23 protein-coding genes and 1 other annotated feature are annotated in these 23,267 nt (G+C 42.6%); of the genes, 7 read left to right on the top strand and 16 right to left on the bottom strand.

The window, feature by feature from the left end; all coding sequences use genetic code 11:
• Positions 1-42 precede the first annotated feature (42 nt).
• The 4 genes from leuA to citZ form a co-directional block, all read right to left on the bottom strand.
• Complete coding sequence (gene leuA, locus J2Z37_RS01465; RefSeq protein ID WP_209808219.1) at positions 43-1,746, bottom strand: 2-isopropylmalate synthase; 1,704 nt, start codon at positions 1,744-1,746, stop codon at positions 43-45.
• Positions 1,747-1,816: 70 nt separating this feature from the next.
• Positions 1,817-2,074 (bottom strand) — a binding site (T-box leader).
• 175 nt (positions 2,075-2,249) lie between these two features.
• Positions 2,250-3,188 carry a malate dehydrogenase gene (mdh, locus tag J2Z37_RS01460; RefSeq protein ID WP_209808218.1) on the bottom strand — a complete coding sequence of 313 codons (939 nt, stop codon included), beginning with the start codon at positions 3,186-3,188 and terminating at the stop codon, positions 2,250-2,252.
• A 12-nt stretch (positions 3,189-3,200) separates the two neighbouring features.
• Positions 3,201-4,472, bottom strand: a complete 1,272-nt coding sequence (gene icd / locus J2Z37_RS01455) for an NADP-dependent isocitrate dehydrogenase (protein WP_209808887.1) — start codon at positions 4,470-4,472, stop codon at positions 3,201-3,203.
• A 236-nt stretch (positions 4,473-4,708) separates the two neighbouring features.
• Positions 4,709-5,818, bottom strand: coding sequence for a citrate synthase (gene citZ / locus J2Z37_RS01450; protein WP_209808216.1), 1,110 nt, complete (start codon positions 5,816-5,818; stop codon positions 4,709-4,711).
• 239 nt (positions 5,819-6,057) lie between these two features.
• On the opposite strand from citZ, the gene ytvI reads away from it, so the two are divergent.
• Positions 6,058-7,188 (top strand): sporulation integral membrane protein YtvI, encoded by a 1,131-nt coding sequence (ytvI, locus tag J2Z37_RS01445; protein ID WP_209808214.1) that lies wholly within the window; start codon positions 6,058-6,060, stop codon positions 7,186-7,188.
• A 96-nt stretch (positions 7,189-7,284) separates the two neighbouring features.
• Positions 7,285-7,491, top strand: coding sequence for a DUF1657 domain-containing protein (locus tag J2Z37_RS01440; protein ID WP_209808212.1), 207 nt, complete (start codon positions 7,285-7,287; stop codon positions 7,489-7,491).
• A gap of 39 nt (positions 7,492-7,530) precedes the next feature.
• On the opposite strand, the gene J2Z37_RS01435 is transcribed toward J2Z37_RS01440, so the two are convergent.
• The 7 genes from J2Z37_RS01435 to J2Z37_RS01405 form a co-directional block, all read right to left on the bottom strand.
• The gene (locus J2Z37_RS01435) at positions 7,531-7,944 is read right to left on the bottom strand and encodes an acyl-CoA thioesterase (RefSeq protein ID WP_209808211.1); all 414 of its coding nucleotides are present in this window, start codon (positions 7,942-7,944) and stop codon (positions 7,531-7,533) included.
• A gap of 75 nt (positions 7,945-8,019) precedes the next feature.
• Positions 8,020-8,988 carry an acetyl-CoA carboxylase carboxyltransferase subunit alpha gene (locus J2Z37_RS01430; RefSeq protein WP_209808209.1) on the bottom strand — a complete coding sequence of 323 codons (969 nt, stop codon included), beginning with the start codon at positions 8,986-8,988 and terminating at the stop codon, positions 8,020-8,022.
• 1 nt (position 8,989) lies between these two features.
• Positions 8,990-9,862, bottom strand: coding sequence for an acetyl-CoA carboxylase, carboxyltransferase subunit beta (accD, locus tag J2Z37_RS01425; protein WP_209808207.1), 873 nt, complete (start codon positions 9,860-9,862; stop codon positions 8,990-8,992).
• Positions 9,863-9,922: 60 nt separating this feature from the next.
• A complete protein-coding gene (locus J2Z37_RS01420) occupies positions 9,923-10,108 on the bottom strand; it encodes a glutamate decarboxylase (protein ID WP_209808206.1) in 186 nt (61 codons plus the stop codon).
• Between the two features lie 46 nt (positions 10,109-10,154).
• Positions 10,155-10,835: a FadR/GntR family transcriptional regulator gene (locus J2Z37_RS01415; RefSeq protein ID WP_209808204.1), complete on the bottom strand. Its 681-nt coding sequence runs from the start codon at positions 10,833-10,835 to the stop codon at positions 10,155-10,157.
• Between the two features lie 216 nt (positions 10,836-11,051).
• Positions 11,052-12,281 (bottom strand): NADP-dependent malic enzyme, encoded by a 1,230-nt coding sequence (ystJ, locus tag J2Z37_RS01410; RefSeq protein WP_209808201.1) that lies wholly within the window; start codon positions 12,279-12,281, stop codon positions 11,052-11,054.
• Positions 12,282-12,404: 123 nt separating this feature from the next.
• Complete coding sequence (locus tag J2Z37_RS01405; RefSeq protein ID WP_209808198.1) at positions 12,405-15,818, bottom strand: DNA polymerase III subunit alpha; 3,414 nt, start codon at positions 15,816-15,818, stop codon at positions 12,405-12,407.
• Between the two features lie 121 nt (positions 15,819-15,939).
• Here J2Z37_RS01405 and J2Z37_RS01400 point away from each other — a divergent pair, with 121 nt between their 5' ends.
• The 5 genes from J2Z37_RS01400 to J2Z37_RS01380 all read left to right on the top strand — a co-directional run bounded on the left by J2Z37_RS01400 (position 15,940) and on the right by J2Z37_RS01380 (position 18,428).
• Entirely contained in the window at positions 15,940-16,260 is a 321-nt protein-coding gene (locus J2Z37_RS01400; protein WP_342453761.1) for a YtrH family sporulation protein, read from the top strand.
• Positions 16,239-16,763, top strand: coding sequence for a sporulation membrane protein YtrI (locus J2Z37_RS01395; RefSeq protein WP_209808196.1), 525 nt, complete (start codon positions 16,239-16,241; stop codon positions 16,761-16,763). The genes J2Z37_RS01400 and J2Z37_RS01395 overlap by 22 nt, the downstream gene beginning before the upstream one ends.
• A gap of 71 nt (positions 16,764-16,834) precedes the next feature.
• Positions 16,835-17,014, top strand: a complete 180-nt coding sequence (locus tag J2Z37_RS01390) for a hypothetical protein (RefSeq protein ID WP_209808194.1) — start codon at positions 16,835-16,837, stop codon at positions 17,012-17,014.
• A 14-nt stretch (positions 17,015-17,028) separates the two neighbouring features.
• Positions 17,029-17,865, top strand: a complete 837-nt coding sequence (locus J2Z37_RS01385; RefSeq protein WP_209808192.1) for a serine/threonine protein kinase — start codon at positions 17,029-17,031, stop codon at positions 17,863-17,865.
• Between the two features lie 281 nt (positions 17,866-18,146).
• Positions 18,147-18,428: a YtpI family protein gene (locus tag J2Z37_RS01380; protein WP_209808190.1), complete on the top strand. Its 282-nt coding sequence runs from the start codon at positions 18,147-18,149 to the stop codon at positions 18,426-18,428.
• A gap of 54 nt (positions 18,429-18,482) precedes the next feature.
• Here the strand turns inward: J2Z37_RS01380 and J2Z37_RS01375 are convergent, their stop codons facing one another.
• The 5 genes from J2Z37_RS01375 to J2Z37_RS01355 form a co-directional block, all read right to left on the bottom strand.
• Complete coding sequence (locus J2Z37_RS01375; RefSeq protein WP_209808188.1) at positions 18,483-19,661, bottom strand: CaiB/BaiF CoA transferase family protein; 1,179 nt, start codon at positions 19,659-19,661, stop codon at positions 18,483-18,485.
• Positions 19,662-19,683: 22 nt separating this feature from the next.
• Positions 19,684-20,241, bottom strand: a complete 558-nt coding sequence (locus tag J2Z37_RS01370; RefSeq protein WP_209808185.1) for a Fe-S-containing hydro-lyase — start codon at positions 20,239-20,241, stop codon at positions 19,684-19,686.
• Between the two features lie 98 nt (positions 20,242-20,339).
• Positions 20,340-21,200: a fumarate hydratase gene (locus tag J2Z37_RS01365; RefSeq protein ID WP_209808183.1), complete on the bottom strand. Its 861-nt coding sequence runs from the start codon at positions 21,198-21,200 to the stop codon at positions 20,340-20,342.
• A 264-nt stretch (positions 21,201-21,464) separates the two neighbouring features.
• Positions 21,465-22,781, bottom strand: a complete 1,317-nt coding sequence (locus J2Z37_RS01360) for a DRTGG domain-containing protein (protein ID WP_245203473.1) — start codon at positions 22,779-22,781, stop codon at positions 21,465-21,467.
• A gap of 141 nt (positions 22,782-22,922) precedes the next feature.
• The gene (locus J2Z37_RS01355; RefSeq protein ID WP_209808179.1) at positions 22,923-23,213 is read right to left on the bottom strand and encodes a hypothetical protein; all 291 of its coding nucleotides are present in this window, start codon (positions 23,211-23,213) and stop codon (positions 22,923-22,925) included.
• Positions 23,214-23,267: the final 54 nt, after the last annotated feature.

The raw sequence follows: 23,267 nt of genomic DNA, 5'->3' as shown, positions 1-23,267 counted from the left end.
AATAAGAACCCGGCAACTACCGGGTTCTTTTCCTTTTTCCACTTATACATTTGCACCTTGTTCAACATCTTCTTTAACTTCTTTGCCCTCAGTCATCATTTTGTTGATGGCACTAAACAATGCTTTCACCGTACTTGTCATAATATCCGTATGAATTCCACTACCCCAATGGATCGTTCCTGTCGGGGAAGTGATTCCGATGTAACTAACTGCTTGTGATTTTGATCCGATTTCTAAAGCATGTTCCTTATAAACTAAATTATCAAAGGTGATTCCCAGGTTCTCCTGAAGCCCATTGGTGATCGCATCCAATCTTCCATTTCCGGTACCAACAAATTCTTGAACCTTATCATTCATTCGTACAGTAACCGTTGTCTGGAAATCATCATGCTGGGTATACCGATAACTGATAAACTCAATAGGGTCTTTAATATTCACATACTCAGTCATAAAGATCTGGTAAATTTCCTCAGGCATCAGTTCCTTATGCAGGCGGTCGGAGACACTCTTCACGCAATATCCGAAGTTTTCACGCATTTCCTTTGGAAGATCAAATCCAAAGTTTTGCTGAAGAATATAACCAATCCCCCCCTTACCAGACTGACTGTTAATCCGGATAATATCTCCTTCGTATTCTCTGCCAATATCTTTCGGATCAATGGGAAGGTAAGGCACCGACCAAAACTTGCAATCCTTCTCTTCGCGCCATTCCATCCCCTTAGCAATGGCATCCTGGTGTGAACCTGAGAAGGCAGTAAATACTAATTCACCGCTGTATGGATGTCTCTCATGAACTCTCATTCTTGTCAAACGTTCATAAACCGCACTGATCTCATGGATATGTTCAAAATTAAGCTTTGGATCTACTCCATGTGAATACATGTTCAATGCAAGGGTCACAATGTCGACATTACCGGTTCTTTCACCATTTCCGAAAAGAGTTCCCTCGACCCGATCTGCCCCAGCCAACATCCCTAACTCAGCATCAGCCACTCCGGTTCCTCTATCGTTATGCGGATGAAGGGAAACAATCACGTTTTCTCGGTATTTTAGGTGATTACACATATACTCTATTTGACTTGCGTACACGTGCGGCATCGACATCTGAACGGTGGCTGGTAAATTGATAATCACCTTATTATCAGCTGTTGGTTGCCATACATCAAGAACCTGATTACAAATATCAAGCGCAAAGTCGATTTCCGTTCCAGTAAAGCTTTCAGGGGAATATTGGAACTGGAAGTTTCCTTCGGTCTCTTTTGCATACTTTTCCAACAATTTTGCCCCTGAAACGGCAATCTCAATGATTTCTTCTTTTGATTTTCTAAAAACTTGTTCACGCTGGGCAACGGATGTAGAGTTATACAAATGAACAACCGCTTTTTTCGCACCTTCCAGCGCCTCAAATGTTTTTTGAATAATATGTTCTCTGGATTGTGTCAGTACTTGAATCGTCACATCATCTGGGATCAAATCCTGCTCAATAAGTGTACGCAAGAATGCATATTCCGTTTCGGAGGCAGCTGGAAAACCAACTTCAATTTCTTTAAATCCAACTTGCACAAGCATTTTGAAAAACTCAAGCTTCTCCTCTAAACTCATAGGTATAATCAAAGCCTGGTTTCCATCGCGCAAATCAACACTGCACCAAATCGGAGCTTCAGTGATATATTCTTTCTCTGTCCATTTCAAACTTTTTTCCGGTGGCATAAAATAATTCCTAGTATACTTTTCAACATTTTTCATTTTAACAGCCTCCTCTTTAATCATTAATTTGCCCTTAAAATGCAAAAAAGCCTTTCATCCTCTATTGCTAAATAGAGACGAAAGACTGCAACAGCCTACGCGGTACCACTCTAGTTTCATACCTAAACGGTATGCACTCTGACAGATACGGGTTAAATAATAACCTTATATCCTCCTATTGTAACGGTTAGGCTCCGGCTCCACCTACTGTGTTCTTTCAGCGAGCTACTCCAAGGTGAGTTCGAATTTGTTTCACGGCTGTTTCGCACCACCCAACAGCTCTCTGTACGTTTCACGAAATTCTACTATTCCTTTTCAACGTATTATATATTGATTACAGTTTACTTCATCTGCCTAATATAGTCAAGAGGGAAAGGGGGGGCGGATCCCAATCGAAATTCATCGAATTCATTCGGGGAAATTGGAAAAATCTCCTGTTATGAATTCGACAGATTCCGATTGGGATTCCGCCCCCCTTAGTAAATTCCAAGCAATTTTTTTGATTAGCTAAGAATAGCCATCACCTTACGAACAGAATCCGCAGATTTGTCTAAAGCAGATTTTTCCACAGCCGTAAGTTCTAATTCGATGATCTTTTCGATTCCATCTCCACCAAGAACGGTCGGTACGCCAAGGTAAATATCTTGGTATCCATATTCCCCTTCAAGGTAGGCAATGGAAGGAAGGATCCGCTTTTTATCCTTCAAAATGGCCTCAGCCATTTGCACTAAGGAAGCGGCAGGTGCATAATAGGCACTTCCGTTCCCGAGCAATGCTACGATCTCTCCGCCACCCTTACGTGTCCGTTCGACGATCGCATTCAAACGATCTTGTGGAATTAGTTTCTCAAGCGGAATTCCTCCCGCATAAGAGTACCTAACCAATGGAACCATGTCATCCCCATGCCCACCTAGAACGAAACCTGAGACATCTTCCACAGAAACGTTCAGCTCTTGGGAAACAAAGGTATTAAAGCGGGCTGTATCCAACACGCCCGATTGGCCGATGACTCGGTTTTTTGGGAATCCTGTTGTTTTGTAGCAAACGTAGGTCATAGCATCAACTGGGTTGCTAAGGACAATGATGTAGCTATTAGGAGCATACTTTGCAACATTCTCAGAGACTGCCTTCATGATTCCAGCATTGGTATTCACCAAATCATCACGACTCATCCCCGGTTTACGGGCGATTCCTGCTGTAATGATGACCATATCTGCATCTTGAATATCTTCATAGTTGGAAGTACCGATAATATTAGCATCGAAACCTTGAACCGGACTTGCTTCAAGTATATCCAAAGCCTTTCCCTTGGTTGGGTTCTCCAGGTTTGGAATATCAACTAAAACTACATCTCCTAATTCTTTTTGACCAAGCAAAAAGGCTGTTGTTGCCCCGGTAAAGCCAGCGCCAATGACGGCAATTTTTCTACGTTTGAAACTCATAACAGATGCCCCCTACATATTTTTGATTAAAGCATCACCAAATTCGGATGCCTTTAACTCTGTAGCACCTTCCATCAAACGTGCAAAATCGTAGGTGACTTGCTTGCTTGCAATGGTTTTTTCAATGGAATTAATAATAAGATCAGCAGCTTCTGTCCAACCCAAGTGACGCAACATCATTTCTCCGGAAAGAATAACGGAGGATGGGTTAACTTTATCTAAACCAGCATATTTTGGAGCTGTTCCATGTGTTGCCTCGAAAATAGCATGACCTGTTACATAGTTGATATTTGCACCTGGTGCGATTCCGATTCCACCTACTTGGGCTGCCAATGCGTCAGAAACGTAGTCTCCGTTTAGGTTAAGAGTGGCCACTACATCGTATTCAGCAGGGCGAAGTAGAATTTGCTGTAAGAAAGCATCTGCAATAACATCCTTCACGATAATCTTGCCAGCAGCTTCCGCATCTGCTTGGGCTTTGTTAGCTGCGTCTGCACCTTGCTCATCCTTAATGCGGTCATATTGTGCCCATGTGAATACCTTATCACTGAATTCCTTTTCAGCAAGTTCATAGCCCCAAGTTTTGAATGCACCTTCCGTAAACTTCATAATGTTCCCTTTATGAACAAGGGTTACATTCTTCCGCTTATTATCGATGGCATACTGAATAGCAGCACGGACTAAACGGCTTGTTCCTTCCTTCGAAACTGGCTTAATGCCGATCCCGGAAGTCTCTGGGAAGCGGATTTTCTTCACTCCCATATCGTTTTGCAAGAAATTGATCAGTTTACGAACGTCTTCAGTTCCTTCAGCCCACTCGATCCCAGCATAGATATCCTCAGTATTTTCACGGAAAATGACCATGTCTGTTAACTCAGGTTGTTTTACAGGGGAAGGAACTCCTTCAAAGTATTGTACGGGTCTTACGCATGCATATAGGTCTAATTCCTGACGAAGTGCTACGTTAATCGAACGAATCCCTCCGCCAACAGGAGTTGTCAACGGACCCTTGATCGCCACGAAGTATTCTTTTATTGCAGTTAGTGTATCCTCAGGCAGCCATTCTCCATATTTGTTGAAGGCCTTCTCACCGGCGAAAACCTCGTACCAAGCAATTTTCTTTTCACCTTTATAAGCCTTTTCTACTGCTGCGTCTAGTACGCGAACAGATGCATTCCAAATATCCGGGCCTGTACCATCTCCCTCGATAAAAGGAACGATAGGATTATTAGGGACATTCAACTTCCCATTTTCGATGGTAATTTTTTCGCCGTTTGTTGGCATTTCATATTGTTTAAATAGTGACACCTTAACCCCTCCTATTATGTACATAGCTTTTAACAAAAGCTTCTATTGAAGCCCTTTTGAAGATAATAATGCCCCCCTATTTAGGGGAAGCTTTTCATGCCGTTAGAAGAGTCTTATTCATTTTGTAAATGACATGAAACTCTCCTAAAAAAACTTATCAAAGCATTGTGTTCGAACCAATGGCCGAACACAATGTCATTGTCAATGAATAATTATCGCTGGTCAACTGGAACGTAATGGCGCTTCTCTGGTCCAACATATTCAGCTCGTGGGCGAATTAGACGATTATTAGCATATTGCTCGAGAATGTGGGCTGTCCAACCAGATGTCCGGCTCACAGCGAAAATAGGCGTGAACAAATCTCTTGAAATGCCTAAGCTATGGTAAACGGATGCTGAGTAAAAATCAACATTTGGCAGCAATCCTTTTTCTTTAGTAATAATTCCTTCAATCCGCACAGACATATCATAGAGTTTGCTCTGTCCAGAAATGGTGGTTAACTTTTGAGACATATTTCTCAAGTGTTTAGCACGTGGATCACCGGTTTTGTATACACGGTGTCCGAATCCCATGATCTTTCGCTTTTCTGATAGTGCCTGGTTGATGTAAGAATCAACATTTTCAACACTTCCAACTTCTTCGAGCATAGCCATAACTGCTTCGTTCGCACCGCCGTGCAATGGACCGCTTAACGTACCAATTGCAGAAACAATACCTGCATGAATGTTAGCTAAGGTTGCAACCGTAACACGTGCCGAGAAGGTTGAGGCATTTAATTCATGGTCCGCATGAAGGACAAGGGCCTTATTAAAGGCTTCGATCGCAATTGGATCTGGTTCAGCGCCCGTTAACATATATAAAAAGTTTTGTGCATAGCCATATTCGGGATTCGGAGAGAGGATTTCCTTTCCTTCACGGACTCTCTGTATAGCTGCTACAATTGTTGAAATTTGGGCCTGCAGTCGAAGCGCTTTAAGCTGGTTAGCCTCTGGTGTCATTTCCTGTTCCTGAGGATCGTACATGGCCAATGCAGAAACAGCTGTTCGAAGAGTTGTCATAGGATGTGCCTGTTTCGGCAGGGTTTGTAAAAGAGTGATGATCTCCTCAGGTAAATTTCCGTTTTCTGCGAGGTCTTTTTTCAGTTGGGCCAAAGCATCAGCATTCGGAAGCTCACCATTCCACAACAAATACACAACCTCTTCGAAGCTTGCGTTATCTGCTAACTCATCAATGTCGATTCCACGGTAAGTTAAGACACCATCAATGATCGAGCTAATCCCAGACTGGGTTGCCACTATTCCTTCTAATCCAGCAGTTGACATAAGATCTCTCCTTTATCCTTTATTTCTAAACAAAGAAAGCAAAAAATGAAGACTCATTCATTTTTTAGGCATACGAAGCTGTCTATCCACCCATAATTATAGAATAATAACCCCGATTTGTGAATCTTTTTATTCCAAATATTGCATTCGCCCCCTCTTTTACCTTAACCTAAGAGTTAGGAGGATTGATAAGAATCCTTTCTATTTCGCCCAAAAATATAGAACAAAGGAGTTAATCTATGGACCATTACTGGAAAATGCGGGCGTTTCAAGTCTTACGATTGCTTTTCGTTTTAGCCATAATTTATCTGAGTATAAAAGTTCTCCAATTCGTGACACCCTTAATTTACCCATTTATTTTAGGTTTCATCATTGCGATTATGATAAATCGGCCCGTGAACTGGATTCAAAAAAGAGCGAATATTCCACGGTGGATTTCTGTATCTATTGTTTTAGTCATTGTCATTCTGCTCGTTCTTGGAAGTATTACGCTTTTAATTACTCAAGTAGTCATTGAAATTGGCCACTTAATCACGGTTATGCCTTTATACATTCAGGATGCAGTTAATTATTTAAAACATTTGATCACTAAGGAGATTATTACCAACTTTTACGATCGTATACAACTTTTGTATAGCTCACTTGATGAAAGTTACAAAACTACAATTGAAGAAAATATCGGTGCTGCACTTTCGAAAATTGCCCAAACAGGTACATATCTTGTTAATTCATTTCTTAAGGGCTTGCAATCATTTCTCACATCCCTGCCAAACACAGCAACTGTCCTTGTTATTTCAACCTTAGCTTCTTTCTTTATCAGCAAAGATTTCTATAAAATGAAACACAAAATTTCTTCCTTGGTACCACCCGCAGTAAAAGACAGATCAGTACGTGTCCTCTCTGATTTAAAGTCGGCCCTGTTCGGGTTTGTAAAAGCCCAGTTTACTTTGGTTAGCATCACTGGATTTATCATTATTATCGGGCTACTGATTCTGCGGGTCGATTATGCTTTTACAATAGGAATTATTGCGGGTATCCTGGATCTGCTACCACTTCTAGGGACAGGTTCCGTGTTTGTCCCATGGATTATTTATTTGTTTATTAAACAAGATTTCCAACTGGTTATTGGATTATCGATCCTCTATGCGGTTGTTGTGGTTCAAAGACAGATTATGGAACCAAAGGTGGTCGCTGACAATATCGGTTTAGATCCTTTGATTACCCTTATTGCCTTATTTGTAGGGCTTCAGCTGTTTGGGGTTATCGGCCTCATCATCGGTCCGGTCGCGGTCGTGATCATAAATGCCTTAATGAATGCGGGTGTCCTCCGGGATATTTGGACGTTTATTATTGGAGAGCAAAAGGCTTGATGACTGTGGGAAATAATTTCAGATTGAAAAGACCCCATTAAAGAGAAGATATTAATGGTCCATGACCATCATCTACCCTTTGGGAGGGATTCTTTCATGACAGTAGGAAGCAAAATGCAGCAAGCACTTGCAAGCGCAGAAGGGCTAAAAGCCGACTTAAAAACTTTTTCGTTAGATACCCAGGATCAACAGGCAAAACAAATGTACAGCCAATTGGCGACAACAATGGAAAACGTAGTCAATACGTTACAGGCTCGGGTTACTTATGTAGAGCAGCAGGAGCCACAGTATAAACAGCAATAAGCTTTTAAAAGGAAAGACCGAGCTATGCTCGGTCTTTTTTTATTCCACTACTTCCGCTAGTTTCTGATAAAGATCTGGCATCGCTGAGCGCAAGTTAACTGGGCGAAGCTCCGGAGTGGTAAAAGCATGTCGGGTAAACCCTTCTGCCAGGATCTCCCCATCCTTAACTACTTGATAATGAAAAGTCAGCCGGGCTCCTTTTAGTTCTTGAACCGAGGTTAAAACTGTTAATTCATCCTCATATTTTGCCGGCTTTCTATAAGTACAATTGGCTTCTAAAACAGGCAAGAGCAACCCATGTTGTTCCAATTCCGAATAACTCATTCCCTGTTCCTGGATAAATTCCGTTCTGCCAATTTCGAACCAGACCAAGTAATTGGCGTGGTAAACGATTTTCATTTGATCTGTTTCTTGGTACCTTACCTTCACATAAGACTTGCAAACCTTTTTCATCTTTTTCCCTTCTATCTTTTACGTTTCAATCCTCATCCCTCTTCTTAAAAAGAGGGATGCCAACTAACGAGCGTTTTAAGAACTGTGAACAAACGTTGTATATTCACCTATTTTTACAAACTTTTGATACCGTTCTTCTTTTAATTGTTCGCCTGATTTTCCAGTTAGTTCTTTTAGGGAGTTAACCAAGGCTTCCTTCATAAATTGACATTGCTTATTGATATCTTTTTGTGCCCCACCCATCGGTTCCGGAATAATTCCGTCGATTACCCCAAGCTCCAACAAATCTTTGGCAGTGATCTTCATATGTTCTGCAGCCCGCTGGGCTAAACTTGCATCTTTCCACAACAGCGCAGCAGCACCTTCCGGAGATATGACGGAGTAAAAGGAGTTCTCCATCATCAACAGCCGGTTTCCGATTCCTAATGCTAATGCCCCGCCGCTTCCCCCTTCACCTGTAACCACACAAATAACGGGAACACTTAGTGCAGCCATCTCTAATAAATTGCGGGCAATGGCCTCACTCTGTCCGCGTTCTTCGGCGGCAATCCCTGGGTATGCCCCAGGTGTATTGATAAAACAAATGACTGGACGGTTAAACTTGTCTGCCTGTTTCATTAAACGAAGGGCCTTGCGATACCCTTCGGGATGCGGCATTCCAAAATTCCGTGCGATATTATCTTTCGTGTCTTTCCCCTTTTGATGGCCGATGACGGTAACGGGTTGATTTTCCAATCTGCCAATTCCACCAACAATCGCTGGGTCATCACCAAAGAGTCGGTCACCGTGTAACTCCAAAAAGTCAGTAAAGATATGCTTAATATAATCAAGTGTTGTCGGTCTTTCCGGATGGCGGGCAATTTGAACTCGCTGCCACGGAGTGAGACTCCCGTATATTTCTTTTTGCAAATTTCTCGCTTTTTCTTCTAGCTTAGAAATTTCTTCTGTAAAATCAATTCCTTTTTCTTCCGTAAATTTCCGTAGCTCCGCAATCTTTGCTTTAAGCTCAACAAGGGGTTTTTCAAATTGTAAATCGCTTGGCATTTTATTCATCCCCCCTGTCCGAATGGATACTTAATATTTTCCCTAAGACATTTTTCATTTCTTTTCGGTTAACGACCATATCCAATTGACCGTGCTGGAGAAGAAATTCAGCAGTTTGGAAATCTTTTGGAAGCTCTTGACGAATCGTTTGCTCGATAATTCTACGCCCCGCGAAGCCAATCAATGCACCTGGTTCAGCTAAATTATAATCCCCTAAAGAGGCAAAACTTGCGGAAACTCCTCCTGTTGTAGGATTCGTCATAATCGATATGAAGAGCCCCTTCTGTTCGCTCATACGCGCCAAAGCTGCACTTGTTTTAGCCATTTGCATAAGGCTTAATACCCCTTCCTGCATCCTGGCTCCACCTGATGCCGAAAAAAGGATGAAAGGATATTTTTTAGCCATGGCCTTTTCAATTGCCAGATAAATTTTTTCTCCAACAACCGAGCCCATACTTCCCATGCGAAATCGAGAATCCATCACACCAAGAACCACTGGGTAGCCAAAAATCGTTCCTTCTCCCGTCAGTACCGCTTCATTGAGACCTGTTTTTTCTCTGTCCTTTTCCACTTTTTCAGGATAGTCAGGGAAGGACAGTGGATCAACAGAGATCATTTCGCTGTCATATTCAAAGAAATGGCCATCATCAAGCGTAGCAATGATCCTTTCAAAAGCATTCATTGAAAAATGGTAACCACACGAAGAACATACCTTTAAATTCTTTTCTAATTCTTTGGTATAGGAAATAGCTCCGCATTGATTACATTTCACCATTAACCCTTCGGGAATTTCCTTTTTTTCCGTAGAAGTTGAACTTGACGGATTTGTAATTGTAGCGTACTTACGTCTTTTTGAAAAAATATCTCTTAGCAAAACTTACACCTCTCATGAAGCAAAACTTCATTTGCTTCAAATTTTTCACATTTTCATTGATTATCTATGAAGGATGGAATTTAACACTTCCAGAGCTTCGTCTAACTCGCTTTCTGGAACAAGCATCTCATACTGTTTCGATACAGCGGCTTGTTTGACCTTGACAAGGAACCCTTCGGCAGTCAATCGCTCTTGGATTTTTTCGGCCATCTTGACGCTGGGTGAAATGTAGATAACCGTCCACATCACGTGGTCCTCCTTCTCTGCAGCATAAAGAATTAGACAAGCATTATTATATTAGGAGCTCATTTTCCAAATTCTCGCGCATACACGCCTCTGCTTTTTCCATATTCCCACTGCGTATTGCTTCCAAGATTTCTTCATGCTCCTGTATCATCTTACTATACTCTATCTTACCCTCTTTAGGTGCGGAAGCATCACGAGCGGTCCTGCTATATTCAATTAACGGAATCCAAATACGGCGCAGAATTGAATTTTTGCTGGCCCTTGCAACAGCGCGGTGGAAATCATAGTCCTCTTCGATGGGAATAAACCCCTCATTTAACTTTTTCTTTGCTTGTACAATCGTTTGCTCCATTTCTGACAGGCTTTTTTCGGTAGCCCTTTGGCAGGCAAGTCTCACTGCGTCTAATTCAAGCAACATCCTCATTTCAAATAGGTCTTTACTTGTTTTTTTATCCCGCAACAAATAATAGCCGAGTATATCAAAAAATTTATTATCCCGGTAGTTTTGGATAAAAGTTCCTTCACCACGCCTGGTTGTGATTAACCCCAACAATTCAAGAGCGCGCAAAGCTTCTCTTACAGAGGATCTGCCTACTTTCAAACGGTCGGATAATTCCCTCTCAGAAGGAAGCTTATCCCCAGGACGAAGGCCGTCCTCTTCAACGATCCGATTTAATTCTAACAAAATCCCATGATAAACTTTATCTCCGGAACTGGGGCTTAGCATAAAGTCACCCACCTTTTACTGGTTCAATCCATTCCATCCCTCAAGAAAGAAAAACTTCCATCAGAAGGGGAATTCCTCCACCCCCTCTGTTGGTTGCACTCATCCGGTGTCTATCGGCAGTTCCCCCAATTTCCAAAGCTGAAGAGGGGGATTCCTGCCTATTAACTCCCGACAATAGCAAAAGAAGGACATATACTCCTTCTTTTGGCTGCCTTGCTATTCAATCGAGGTTAAACGAATTGTTTTTTGCTTCACTTCTTCAGGGTCTACAGTACGCCTAGCCACTCCCGAATCCATTGCCGCTTTGGCTACGGCTGCAGCGACCTGTGGGGCAACCCTTGGGTCAAATGCTTTTGGAATCACGTAGTCTTCATGCAATTCATCTTCAGAGATTAATTCAGCTAAGGCCATGACCGCTGCAACTTTCATGTCCTCGTTAATTTCTGTGGCATAAACATCCAACGCGCCGCGGAAGATACCTGGGAAAGCTAACACATTGTTGACCTGATTTGGATAATCAGAACGACCTGTTCCAATAACTTTTGCCCCTGCTTCTTTAGCATCAGCTGGTGTAATTTCTGGATCTGGGTTAGCCATCGCAAAAATGATTGGATCACGTTCCATGCTTTGCACCATCTCTTTGGTTACTGCACCTGCTGCAGAAACACCAACAAATACATCGGCGCCTTTTATAGCATCGGCAAGTGTTCCTTGCAACCTTTGGGGATTGGTGTGCTTAGCAACAGCATCCTTGATCGCATTCATTCCGTTTGGACGACCTTCGTAAATAACCCCGCTTCTATCGCACATAATGATATCTTTTACACCCATATTAAGCAGCAGCTTAATAATTGCAATTCCAGCCGCTCCTGCACCGTTCACAACAACTCTAATTTGCTCAATGTGTTTGTCGACGACTTTGAGGGCATTAATTAACCCAGCTGCCGTAACAATCGCTGTACCATGTTGATCATCGTGGAAGATTGGAATGTCACATTCCTTTTTGAGTCTTTCTTCAATCTCAAAACACTCTGGCGCGGCAATATCTTCTAGGTTAACTCCACCAAATGTAGGGGTAAGCATCTTAACTGTTTTAATGATCTCTTCAGTATCTGTTGAATCAAGACAAAGTGGGAAAGCATCCACTCCTGCAAACGCTTTAAATAGCACGGCTTTTCCTTCCATTACCGGCATTCCAGCTTTCGGTCCGATATTTCCAAGACCAAGTACAGATGTACCGTTAGAAACAACAGCTACCAAATTCCCCTTCATGGTATAATCGAAAACCTTTGCCTCGTCTTTATAGATCTCTTTACAAGGCTCAGCAACACCTGGCGAATAGGCAAGACTTAAATCCTTTGAATTCTGTACTGCAACCTTAGAACGGACCGACAATTTTCCTTCATTGACCTTGTGCAAGTGTAGTGCTTCGTCTCGTAGTGACACCCTTCTCTTCTCTCCTTCTTGTAGTGGTCAGACCACTATTTTCTTGTTCTTATTATAGCAGAAGTTATATCCATGTAAACCATAAATAATCGATTTTTTTCGAGGATTTCTGCAGTTCCTCCTCTATTTAAGTTCCTTTACATGGATAGATTGGTGTCCTACAAGCTTTTCCAGGTCTTCCAGCAAAACATCATTTATCTCCACACTATATTTTCCCTGCAGCTGTCTTGTCACTTTTTTTGTCTCGTAATAGAGGAAAACAGGCACATTTCCTTGATGCTTGATCAATTTTTGCTGCAGTACCAAAAGCCCTCCCGAACTCTCCAGATCTTCTGTCACCCTAATAAATAATCCTTGATTTTTAGGTCTTGGCAGTTTCGTCATATCCCAGATCTTGGAGACAATGATCTTTAGTTCCCCTTCCCCCTGCTCCTCCAATTTCCCTTGCACAAGAAGCAAGCCTTCCTTTCGTAAAAGAGGAGAGTAGGTTTGATACACATTTGGAAAAACAACCAAATCGATTTCCTTCACCTTATCCTTCAGCGAAGCAAATGCCATTGCCTGCCCCTTCTTGGTTGTAATAATTCGCATATCAACCAGGATTCCGCCAACCAGAACTGTTTCATTTCTTCTTCTTTCCGCTAGTTCATTGATGGGTAAAACTGTTTTATGTTGAAGAACATAGTCAAAATCATCTAATGGGTGCCCTGAAACGTAGAGACCTAATAGTTCTCTTTCGAACTCCAATTGTTCTTTTGCTGTAAAAGGAGGGATCTCCGGAAAAGAAAATTCCCCATTCTCAACTGGATTGATCGAAGGATCGGCAAATAAACTAAACTGACCCAACTCATGTTCCTTCTTCCAATTTGCGCCTTTCTCCATGGCTAAATCCAGGATGCTTAATTTTTGGGCCCGATGTTCCGGGATCGAATCCATCGCACCACATTGAATCAATGCTTCAATCACCCGACGATTACAGTTCCTAAGATCAACCCGACGACAGAAATCAAATATATCCTTAAACAACCCGTTCTTCTTTCGTTCAGCTAAAATCTCACGAATCGCATTTACCCCTACATGTTTAATCGCAGCCAAGCCAAATAGAATACGTCCTTGATGAATTGAGAATGAGATTTCACTACGGTTGATATCTGGAGGTAGGATATGGATCTGCTTTTTCCGGGATTCTTCCACATACTCTGCTATTTTCACCGGGTTGCCCACCGACATCCCGAGCAGTGCAGTCATAAACTCTATCGAATAATTAGCCTTCAAGTATGCCATTTGGTAAGCAATTAGGCTGTAAGCCGCACTATGGCTCCGATTAAATCCATAGTCTGCGAAGCGAACAATTAAATCATAAAGTTCATGGCCTAACTTTTCAGTGTAGCCCTGTTGGACACATCCATCCTTGAACCTTGCCCTCTGCTCTTCTAACACTTCCCGTTTCTTTTTGGAAACAGCTCGCCGCAGCACGTCTGCCTGTCCCAAGCTGTAGCCGGCCATTTTGGAGGCAATTTGCATGATTTGTTCTTGATATAAAATGAATCCATAGGTATCTACAAGAATCGGCTCTAAGTTAGGATGTAGATAACGAACAGGTACACGCCCATTTTTGGCAGCGGCAAACTTCGGGATAATTTCCATCGGCCCTGGTCTATACAGGGCCAGAATCGCAATAATATCCTCGAAACAGGTAGGCTTCACCTCACGCAAAACATTTCTCATTCCCGCTGATTCCAATTGAAAAATCCCCGTTGTATCACCTTTTTGCAAAAGTTCAAAAGTGCCTTTATCATCATGTGGAATATCAGCTATTTTCAAGGATTTTCCATTGCTTTGCTCAATGAAACGCAAGGTATCTTCGATGATCGTCAAATTACGCAGTCCGAGAAAATCCATTTTCAAGAGGCCCAATTCTTCCAGATTCTCCATCGGATACTGGGTGAGCGAGAATCCTTCATTTCCTTTTTGTAAGGGAACATGTTCTGTTAGTGGATCCTTCGAAATCACAATCCCTGCTGCATGTGTACTGACATGGCGTGGGAATCCTTCAATCTTCTGCGCGATTTGAAGCAAGGCTTGGACCTTCTCATTTTGTTCATAGAGCTTTTTTAATTCGCTGTTTTCCATTAGTGCCTTTTGGATGGTGCTTGCTGAGATCAGCTTCGCTGTTTGGTCTACGATATCCAACGGATAGTTCAGGACCCTGCCAAGATCACGGATGGCCGCCCGGGCAGCCATTGTTCCAAAAGTAACAATTTGTGCTACATGGTCACTCCCATATTTACTTGAAACATACGAAATGACTTCGCTGCGACGTTCTACTTCAAAATCGATATCAATATCAGGCATACTAATTCTTTCCGGGTTAAGAAAACGCTCAAAAAGCAACTTGTACTTCAACGGATCAATATTTGTTATCTGTAAAACATAGGCGACAAGGCTCCCTGCCGCAGAGCCTCTCCCAGGTCCGGTTATAATGTTCTGCTCATGGGCGTATCGCATGAAATCCCAGACAATAAGAAAATAATCCGAGAAACCCATTCGATCAATAACCCTGAGTTCATAATTTAGACGCTCCACGGCCGCAGTTGATGGCTGTAGATAACGCCTTCGCAGCCCCTCTTCACAAAGCCCACGAAGATAAATGCTTGCCGATTGTCCATCCGGAACAGGAAATTCAGGTAAAATATATTCCCCAAATGTGATTTCCAGGTTACACCTCTCCGCAATAGTCCAGGTATTCTGTAGCGCTTCCCTCGCATAAGGAAAGAGACGAACCATTTCTTCTTTGCTTTTTAAATAAAATTGATCGTTTGGAAATCTTTCCCGGTCAGGGTCACTTACAAGCTTTGCGCTACCGATACAAAGCAAAATATCCTGAATTTTAGCATCCCGCTGTTCAACATAATGCACATTGTTCGTGACAACCAATGGAACGTTATATTGGCTGGAAAACTGCAAGATTCTTTGATTCAACACACGCTGCTCGGCAAGCCCTTGGTCTTCTAAGGCAAGAAAAAAGTTCTCATGACTAAAAATACTAAGGTATTCCTGACAGATTGCCCAAGCTTTATCTATTTCACGTTTTGCCAGGTTCATTTGGATCGGGCCCGTGGACGAAGGACTAATCGCAATAAGTCCCTCACTGTACCTGGATAGAATCTGTTTGTTAATTCTGGGATTGCCTGTGGTTATCCCCATATGTGAAGCAGTGGTCAAATTCATTAGATTTTGATAACCGGTCCGATTTTCAGCAAGTAAAACCAACTTCTGTCTAATCTTTTCATCTTTCATTTGGCGGTCCGCCAAATCCCCTTCTACCATCTCTACTTCCATACCAATGATCGGTTTTATACCGGCTTTAAGACATGCCTTGTAAAAGGGGATCGTTCCGTACATCGTTCCTTCGTCTGTAAGCGCGAGTGAGCGCAACTTTAATTCAGATGCCCTTTGTACCAATTCGTCGATACGGCATGCTCCTTTAAGCAGGCTATATTCACTGTGCACACGAAGATGGACAAATTCTTGCATGGGGTTTCTCCTTTTCCAAACTCTTTCTTTGCCCTAAATTATACACCGATGCAGCAAATATTCATATTTCATAGCCTGCCCCCATAAATATATAGGGATCTTAGGACAGGATGTGTTTTCCGTGAGCCTACTAGCAAATATGTTTCTGCACTTTTTTATCGCCTTTGGCATTGTGGTTGGGGGATCGCTGATGGGAGGATTAGGGTCCTTTTTGATTCGCCAGCCGCCGATTTATAACATGACCACAATCGCCGACAATTTAAAAATTTGGGGATTGGTTGGGGCACTTGGCGGAACCTTTGATTCCTTTATGCAAATTGAGAGAGTATTCACCGAAGGACAGATATCAGCAATCATCAAGCAGATTATTCTGATTATCAGCGCCTTCGCAGGGGCCCATTCAGGAACGGTATTAATTCAATGGCTGGGGAAGATGGATTAATGCGGGTCCCAAATTCGTTCACCTACAAAAAGTGGATCAAGTATGAGATGTTTTTCTTCCTAGGAATGATTGTTGGAGCATTAATTATGCTTCTTTTCTTTGGCAAAGAATTAGATCGTCTTCACCTGACCATTGACAGTTTGGAAAATGAAAACAAAGCCTACTTGGAGGACGTCCAAAAATACAAGGAGGAACAGGCCAAATCACAGAAAAACTATCAACTTGCCGTTAAGGATGTGGAAATTCATCTTCTCGATATCCAACCCAAAGCAGACCCCTTTATCGAAGCGGAGGTCATTAAGCTGGTTAAACGGGACACAAAATTTCTTGAGGGGAAACCCTTGAACAGTGTGAATGATCTACACCTCCTTCTTCGGCAGCATTTTAGAGACAAGCAATTTAAGATCGGTACCCGAAACGTCCATTTAGACTTGAAAACTATTACGATTTATACGACGGTTCATCTTTATTTCACGGCCAAAGTAGAAACGATAGCGCCCTAGATTTGATTAAATTTTGAAACTCCTTCCCGTTTATTATCGTATACCATAGAAAAGGTGAAGGAGTGAATATCATGTTAAAGAAGTTAATTAAAAAATGGCTAGGTCTAGGTTCCTCCAACAAATATCACAAATACAGCAGCAGTGACTATCACGGACGTAAACACTATCCGCATAACAAACATGGTCATTCCTATTACGGACACTCCCACTATAAAAAGAAACGGTCCAGTTTCAGCTTTTTTAGCAGCTAGAAATATAGATCGATATGGAACACTTTTCTAGGCTTAAAGATTGGACGAAGAAGAAATGGGAAGCTTGGATTGATTGGCCGAGTGCCGTTGGGAAGGTGTTTGCTGATCGGTATCAAGTGATTAACGTTCTGGGAATGGGAAGTTACGGAATTAGCTATTTGTGTGAAGATCTGCAGAGTGGCCAAAAATGTGTTGTAAAACAAGTAAAACCCAGTAAAAAGGGTACAACATTAGGAATCCAAGCCTATCATTATGAGGCCATGCTTCTTCAACAATTGAACCATCCGGCGATTCCAAAATTTTATACGAAATTTGAAGATCATGGAAATCTGTTTATTTCTATGGAGTATGTAACGGGAAAAAATCTCGAGGATCTAATTTTTGATGAGGATGTGAAATTCTCAGAACAGCAAGCCTTACAAATCATGATCTCCCTTCTAAACACTATTGAATACCTTCACACCCAAGGTGTGATTCATCGGGATATTCGAATTCCCAATGTAATGGTCGATGATAACCAACAATTGCGGCTAATTGATTTTGGGTTGGCTAGGCGAATTGGTGATCCGGATGATCACGGTATTCATCTGGATTCCCCGATCGAGCAAAAGCTGCGCAGGGCCATTGAGGTTAGAAGTGATTTTTATGCACTTGGACACTTCCTGTTGTTTCTCCTGTACACTACCTTTGAATCTTCTGAGGAAAGCGAAGATCTTGGGTGGGAGGAAGAACTGAACTTACATCCTGCGACACGAAGCTTGATTAGGAGGTGCCTTCAACTTGATATGCCCTTTTCAGATGTTCAAGAATTACGGAATAGCGTGTTGCTCGCTTTGGATCCCAACTGTTAAGGTTGGGATTTTTTTGTTGGATATAGTATAATAACTTAGGTAAAGTCAAGGTCGACATCTCGCCGATGAAGTTAACGGAAAAGTTTTCCGTTATTTAATTTTTCTGAGGTGAAAATAGGCAAATAACGGAGTTTTTTTCCGTTATTGCAACGAATAAGCGTTAAAATACGGTTTCAGACCCTCTTTACGGAAATTTCTTCCGTTATTTGCCCTTTTGGGGCAGGATTTTTGATGATAGCGGAACTTTTTTCCGTTATCTACTTGAAGGAAAGGTGATTTTTATGTTTCTTACGGGGTTAACCCTAGCCGCCCTTGTACTGACCGTTGCCTTTGGCATTCAATACCGGATGGTGAAGCAGCCACTCGCTAGAAAAGTTGGACAATCCTTGATGAACATCTTCATGGGTAGCACCCTGATTCTATTTTCTATTAACCAGTTTCTCTTCCCTGATTTATCGACCACTCGTGTTGTAATAGCTATCTTTCTTGGAGTACTAGGTATTTTCAACCTATGGATGGGGATTAAGAATTATCGGTTTTATAAAACCAATATGCAACAATGAAAAAGGGATCAAATGGATCCCTTTTTTCTTTTTGCACGTCCTTTCTTCTGGGGACTATACGATCACCTTTTCATACAGTTGACTGATCATGTTCGTGTCATATCCAAGCTCTTCCAATATCTGTTTCGTATGTTGGCCAACTTCCGGAATTGGATTCATCACGGGCTCAACCCCCTCCATCGTAACGGGGGGAATTAGTGCTTTTACAGCACCAACCGGTGTATCAATGTTTCTCCATCTATTCCTAGCTTCTAACTGAGGGTGGTGGAAGAATTCTTGCATCGTATTCATTCGGGCATTGGCAATTTGGGCTGACTCCAACCGCTTTACGATGTCATCAGCAAGTAGGGTAATAAACACGTCTTCCATAATAGGCTGCAATTGTTTCTGATTGAGGAATCGATTGAAATTATTTTCAAACCTTTCATCCATTGCAAGCTCAGGTTTTTTAAGAACTAGTTCACAGAAACGAACCCATTCTCGTTCGTTTTGGATCCCCAAAAAGACTTTTTTTCCATCCTTGCTGGCAAAGGCACCATAAGGGTAGATCGTAGCATGGCTGGCTCCTGTACGACTGGGTTCGATTCCACCATATCCTGCATAATACATAGGGAATCCCATCCATTCTGCTAAAGCCTCAAGCATAGAAATTTCCAGCACAGTTCCTTTACCTGTTTCTTTTCTTTGCAGCAAAGCCGTCAATATTCCACTATAGGCGTACATTCCAGCACAAATATCGGCAATCGAGATCCCTGCCTTTGATGGCGTTTCCGGGGTACCCGTGATCGAAACGAGCCCCGCCTCGCATTGAATCAACAGATCATAGGCTTTTTTATCGCGGTACGGTCCAGATTGTCCATATCCAGAGATACTGCATATAATCAGCTGTGGGAACTGCTCTCGTAGTTCTTTCTCTCCAAAACCTAAACGATCAACAGCCCCTGGAGCTAAATTGTGTATAAATACATCGGCTTTTTCCAATAACTTAACTAATATTTCCTTTCCTTCAACGCTTTTCAAGTCCAAGGTAAGAGATTCTTTCGATCGATTACACCATGTAAAATGACTTGACATGCCCTTCACTGTTTCGTCATATTTACGGGCAAAATCCCCATCACCCGGCCGTTCCAATTTGATAACCCTCGCCCCGAGATCTGCTAATTGCCGCGTTGCAAATGGGGCAGCAACTGCTTGCTCAATCGCTACAACCGTGATTCCCTCTAAAGGTAACATCCTATACTCCACCCCTTATCCATTACGATTCAATCCGAAATCTTTCTTCTCCTTCTTCATACAGATCCGAACCATAAATATCGTTAATCACGATCACAGGAAATCTCTCTACTTCTAAATGGTAAATCGCTTCGGAACCGAGATCATGATAGGCAATGACCTCCGCCTTTTTAATGGATTTGGCAATAAGCGCAGCAGCCCCTCCTACAGCAGCAAAATAGACCGCCTTGTGTTTCTGCATCGCATCCTTTACTGCCTGCTGTCTTCTGCCCTTGCCAATCATTCCTTTTAAACCTAGTTCAATCAGTTTAGGGGCATATTTATCCATTCGACCGCTTGTTGTTGGTCCCGCGGAACCAATGACCTGGCCCGGTTTAGATGGTGTTGGACCGACATAATAAATGGTCTGGCCTGTAATGCTAATAGGAAGATCTCCCCCTGCCTCCAGGGTTTCAAACATCCGCCTGTGTGCAGCATCCCTTGCGGTAAACAAGCTCCCTGTTAATAGGACGCGATCACCGGATCGCAAATCACTTAATTGATCTTCGTTAAAAGGCAGACTTATCTCTTTCACCGACATCTTTCCCTCCTATAAAGAAAACTTCCATCAGAAAGGGCCCTCATTCCCCCTCTGATGGTTAGTTGCACTATCGGGCAGTTTTCCCTTGATGTAGGGGGTTACTGCCCGTTAATGCCGGATAAAACAGTTGTTTTATGTCTGCTTGCATGACATTGAATATTTACTGCCACCGGTAGCCCGGCAATATGTGTTGCATAGACTTCCACATGAACATCTAGTGCCGTTGTCCGTCCCCCCATACCTTGAGGACCTAGTCCTAATTGGTTGATTTTATCCAGCATTTCATTTTCGAACTGGGCTATATCTTCCCGAGAGTTTCTTTCTCCAACTGGTCTTAGCAAAGACTTCTTGGCTAGGTAAGCTGACTTTTCAAAATTACCACCTAACCCAACCCCCACGATCATCGGAGGGCAAGCATTGGGCCCAGCAAGTCTAACCGTTTCGATAACAAAATCCTTTACCGCTTCAATCCCATCGGCCGGCTTCATCATTTTCAATCGACTCATGTTTTCGCTACCGAAACCTTTGGCCGTTATATGAATCGTACATTTGTCTCCTTGTACGAGTTCCAAATGAATGACACCCGGCGTATTGTCCCCTGTGTTCTGACGCTGCAGGGGATCCCCCACGATCGAATTCCTGAGGTAACCCTCTCGATACCCCTCCCTTATCCCTTGATTAATCGCATCATAAAGTCCCCCTCCAACGATCCGACAGTCCTGACCAAGCTCGACAAAGGCGACAACCATCCCCGTATCCTGACACATGGGAACCCTTTCGGTAGTTGCAATTTCAGCGTTCTCGACCAATTGTTTTATAACTTCCTTTCCAGTAGCTGACTCTTCCGTCGATAGCGCCTCCTGAAAAGCTTGAACCACGTCAGAACCTAAATGGTAATTGGCATCCATACACATGTTTTTGACAGCTTCGGTAATCTCGTTTACATGGATTTCCCTCACGAGCTAGCCCCCTTGGTTCCCTGATATGAAAAGCTTCCATTGAAGCCCGTTCGAAGAAATTGCATCTTACAGTTCCAAATAGTCTAAAATACTAATTTAATATTTAAAATAATTATACTATAACTAATTATTAAACATCATTCCGTATTTTTCAATCTATTGCACATACAGGTCCTGACCATGGGCGTTAGTGAGCAACCCGAAAAATAAATAATACGACAGTGGAGCAACCCTCTGTCGTATCTTCTTATCCGGTCAACGGTATTATCTCTCAATAACCTGTGCGGTCATCATCGCTTTCCCTACCAAAATCCCCTGATGAAAAACTTCAATCTCTACTTTTCCAAATTTCCGACTGATTTCCATTACCTTTGGACGTACTTCAATGATACTCTCGATCTGAACCGGCTTAAGGAAATAGACCGTAATATTTTCCGGAACCATGTCCCCTTTACGCAGCTGACGAAGGGCTCGGCAGCCTGACTCGGCTACAACGGTTGTTAAAACACCGCTCGCTATATTACCGAGATGGTTTGTCATTTGTGGTGTGATTTCTCCTCTAAATACGAGGTTCCCATTTTCTAATTTCTCCTCTTCAAAGTGCGAAGTAATTTGGTCTGCAAAGGTTTCACCAATCTGCGGCTGCTTCTGGATATACTGCATTGCTTTCAGTACATCCTGACGACTGAGAATTCCTAATAGCTTCTTGTGATTATCGACTACGGGCAGTAGCTCAATTCCTTCCCAAACCATCAGATGTGCCGCTGAGGCAACCGAAACCCTAGGCATCACGGTAATCGGGTTTTTAGTCATGACTTTATCTATCGATAAGTGTTCTTCACGGCCCATAATATCCTTCGTCGTGATGACCCCTTGAACCCGAAGCTGTTCATCAACCACTGGAAACCGGCCATGTCCCACCTTTTGGTTCAAAAGATGCCAATCTTTCACTTTGTCATGGGTGAATAAATGATGTGTTTCTTCCGAAGGAATTAATATGTCCTCGACCATTACAATTTCTTTTTTAATCAGCCTGTCATAAATCGCCCGATTAATGAGCGAAGCTACGGTAAACGTATCATAGCTGCTTGAGATAATCGGTAGCTGCAGATCGTCTGCCAGTTGCTTGATATCTTCACTCGTATCAAAGCCACCTGTGATGAGTACAGCAGCTCCATGTTCAAGGGAAACTTTCTGCGCTTCATAGCGGTTCCCAACGATGAGCAGGCTTCCAGCGTCGACATAACGCATCATGGCCTCTAGCTTCATTGCACCAATCACAAATTTATTCAGCGTCTTATGAAGCCCTTCCCTTCCGCCAAGGACATGCCCATCAACAATGTTCACAACCTCAGCAAAGGTCAGTTTTTCTATATTTTCCTTTTGTTTCTTTTCAATCCTAACCGTCCCAACCCGCTCAATTGTACTCACAAGCCCTTGGGTCTCGGCCTCCTTAATCGCACGGTAAGCTGTCCCTTCACTAACCTCGAGATCTTTGGCAATTTGTCGAACAGATATCTTACTGCCGACCTCTAACGACGCAATGTGTTCTAGTATTTGTTCATGCTTTGTGGCCACCATGTATCACCCTGACTTTCTCTTCTGCAACAACTTCTCCCCATTCCTGTTGCCATCTGTACCACTATAATTATAGCCAGTTACTATAACACAAGCAACTAAAAAAGCTGAACGAGGCATGTTCCCACGCCCGTTCAGCCTTATTTAGATCCTGCTCCTTCTGTAGCCTTTTTCGACCATAACTGGTCTCTTCCATTCTCCCAATCTGCGGCTTCCGCGCTTTCTTGCTCTCCTGTCTAGCCCTGTTCGATCTGTACTAATCACTTGATATAGGTTACTTCCAATGACTAGCATGGCAAAAGCCGTCCACACAAGACTAAATCCGCTTGCTTGATCCAACATTCCATCAAACCCTTGCAGAGGCAGCCTTGGCAAAGCATAAAACACCAAACACAACGCCAAGATAAAACAGCTTAAAGCACGAAATTTTTTCATTCTCCCATCCCTTATACATGATAATGACATGGTTTATCCCTCATATCAGATATA

Origin of the sequence: Ammoniphilus resinae (genome assembly GCF_017873965.1) — a bacterium.
In the GTDB taxonomy this organism is placed as follows: Bacteria; Bacillota; Bacilli; order Aneurinibacillales; family RAOX-1; genus Ammoniphilus_A; species Ammoniphilus_A resinae.
Note: the sequence above shows the minus strand (reverse complement) of the source record. Positions and strands in the feature narration are given on the sequence as shown.

Bases quoted from the DNA above. Each gene is read 5' to 3' on its own strand.
- leuA (WP_209808219.1), bottom strand. From the start codon at position 1,746: ATGAAAAATGTTGAAAAGTATACTAGGAATTATTTTATGCCACCGGAA.
- mdh (WP_209808218.1), bottom strand. From the start codon at position 3,188: ATGAGTTTCAAACGTAGAAAAATTGCCGTCATTGGCGCTGGCTTTACC.
- icd (WP_209808887.1), bottom strand. From the start codon at position 4,472: ATGCCAACAAACGGCGAAAAAATTACCATCGAAAATGGGAAGTTGAAT.
- citZ (WP_209808216.1), bottom strand. From the start codon at position 5,818: ATGTCAACTGCTGGATTAGAAGGAATAGTGGCAACCCAGTCTGGGATT.
- ytvI (WP_209808214.1), top strand. From the start codon at position 6,058: ATGGACCATTACTGGAAAATGCGGGCGTTTCAAGTCTTACGATTGCTT.
- J2Z37_RS01440 (WP_209808212.1), top strand. From the start codon at position 7,285: ATGACAGTAGGAAGCAAAATGCAGCAAGCACTTGCAAGCGCAGAAGGG.
- J2Z37_RS01435 (WP_209808211.1), bottom strand. From the start codon at position 7,944: ATGAAAAAGGTTTGCAAGTCTTATGTGAAGGTAAGGTACCAAGAAACA.
- J2Z37_RS01430 (WP_209808209.1), bottom strand. From the start codon at position 8,988: ATGCCAAGCGATTTACAATTTGAAAAACCCCTTGTTGAGCTTAAAGCA.
- J2Z37_RS01420 (WP_209808206.1), bottom strand. From the start codon at position 10,108: ATGTGGACGGTTATCTACATTTCACCCAGCGTCAAGATGGCCGAAAAA.
- J2Z37_RS01415 (WP_209808204.1), bottom strand. From the start codon at position 10,835: ATGCTAAGCCCCAGTTCCGGAGATAAAGTTTATCATGGGATTTTGTTA.
- J2Z37_RS01405 (WP_209808198.1), bottom strand. From the start codon at position 15,818: ATGCAAGAATTTGTCCATCTTCGTGTGCACAGTGAATATAGCCTGCTT.
- J2Z37_RS01395 (WP_209808196.1), top strand. From the start codon at position 16,239: ATGGCTGGGGAAGATGGATTAATGCGGGTCCCAAATTCGTTCACCTAC.
- J2Z37_RS01390 (WP_209808194.1), top strand. From the start codon at position 16,835: ATGTTAAAGAAGTTAATTAAAAAATGGCTAGGTCTAGGTTCCTCCAAC.
- J2Z37_RS01385 (WP_209808192.1), top strand. From the start codon at position 17,029: ATGGAACACTTTTCTAGGCTTAAAGATTGGACGAAGAAGAAATGGGAA.
- J2Z37_RS01380 (WP_209808190.1), top strand. From the start codon at position 18,147: ATGTTTCTTACGGGGTTAACCCTAGCCGCCCTTGTACTGACCGTTGCC.
- J2Z37_RS01375 (WP_209808188.1), bottom strand. From the start codon at position 19,661: ATGTTACCTTTAGAGGGAATCACGGTTGTAGCGATTGAGCAAGCAGTT.
- J2Z37_RS01370 (WP_209808185.1), bottom strand. From the start codon at position 20,241: ATGTCGGTGAAAGAGATAAGTCTGCCTTTTAACGAAGATCAATTAAGT.
- J2Z37_RS01360 (WP_245203473.1), bottom strand. From the start codon at position 22,781: ATGGTGGCCACAAAGCATGAACAAATACTAGAACACATTGCGTCGTTA.
- J2Z37_RS01355 (WP_209808179.1), bottom strand. From the start codon at position 23,213: ATGAAAAAATTTCGTGCTTTAAGCTGTTTTATCTTGGCGTTGTGTTTG.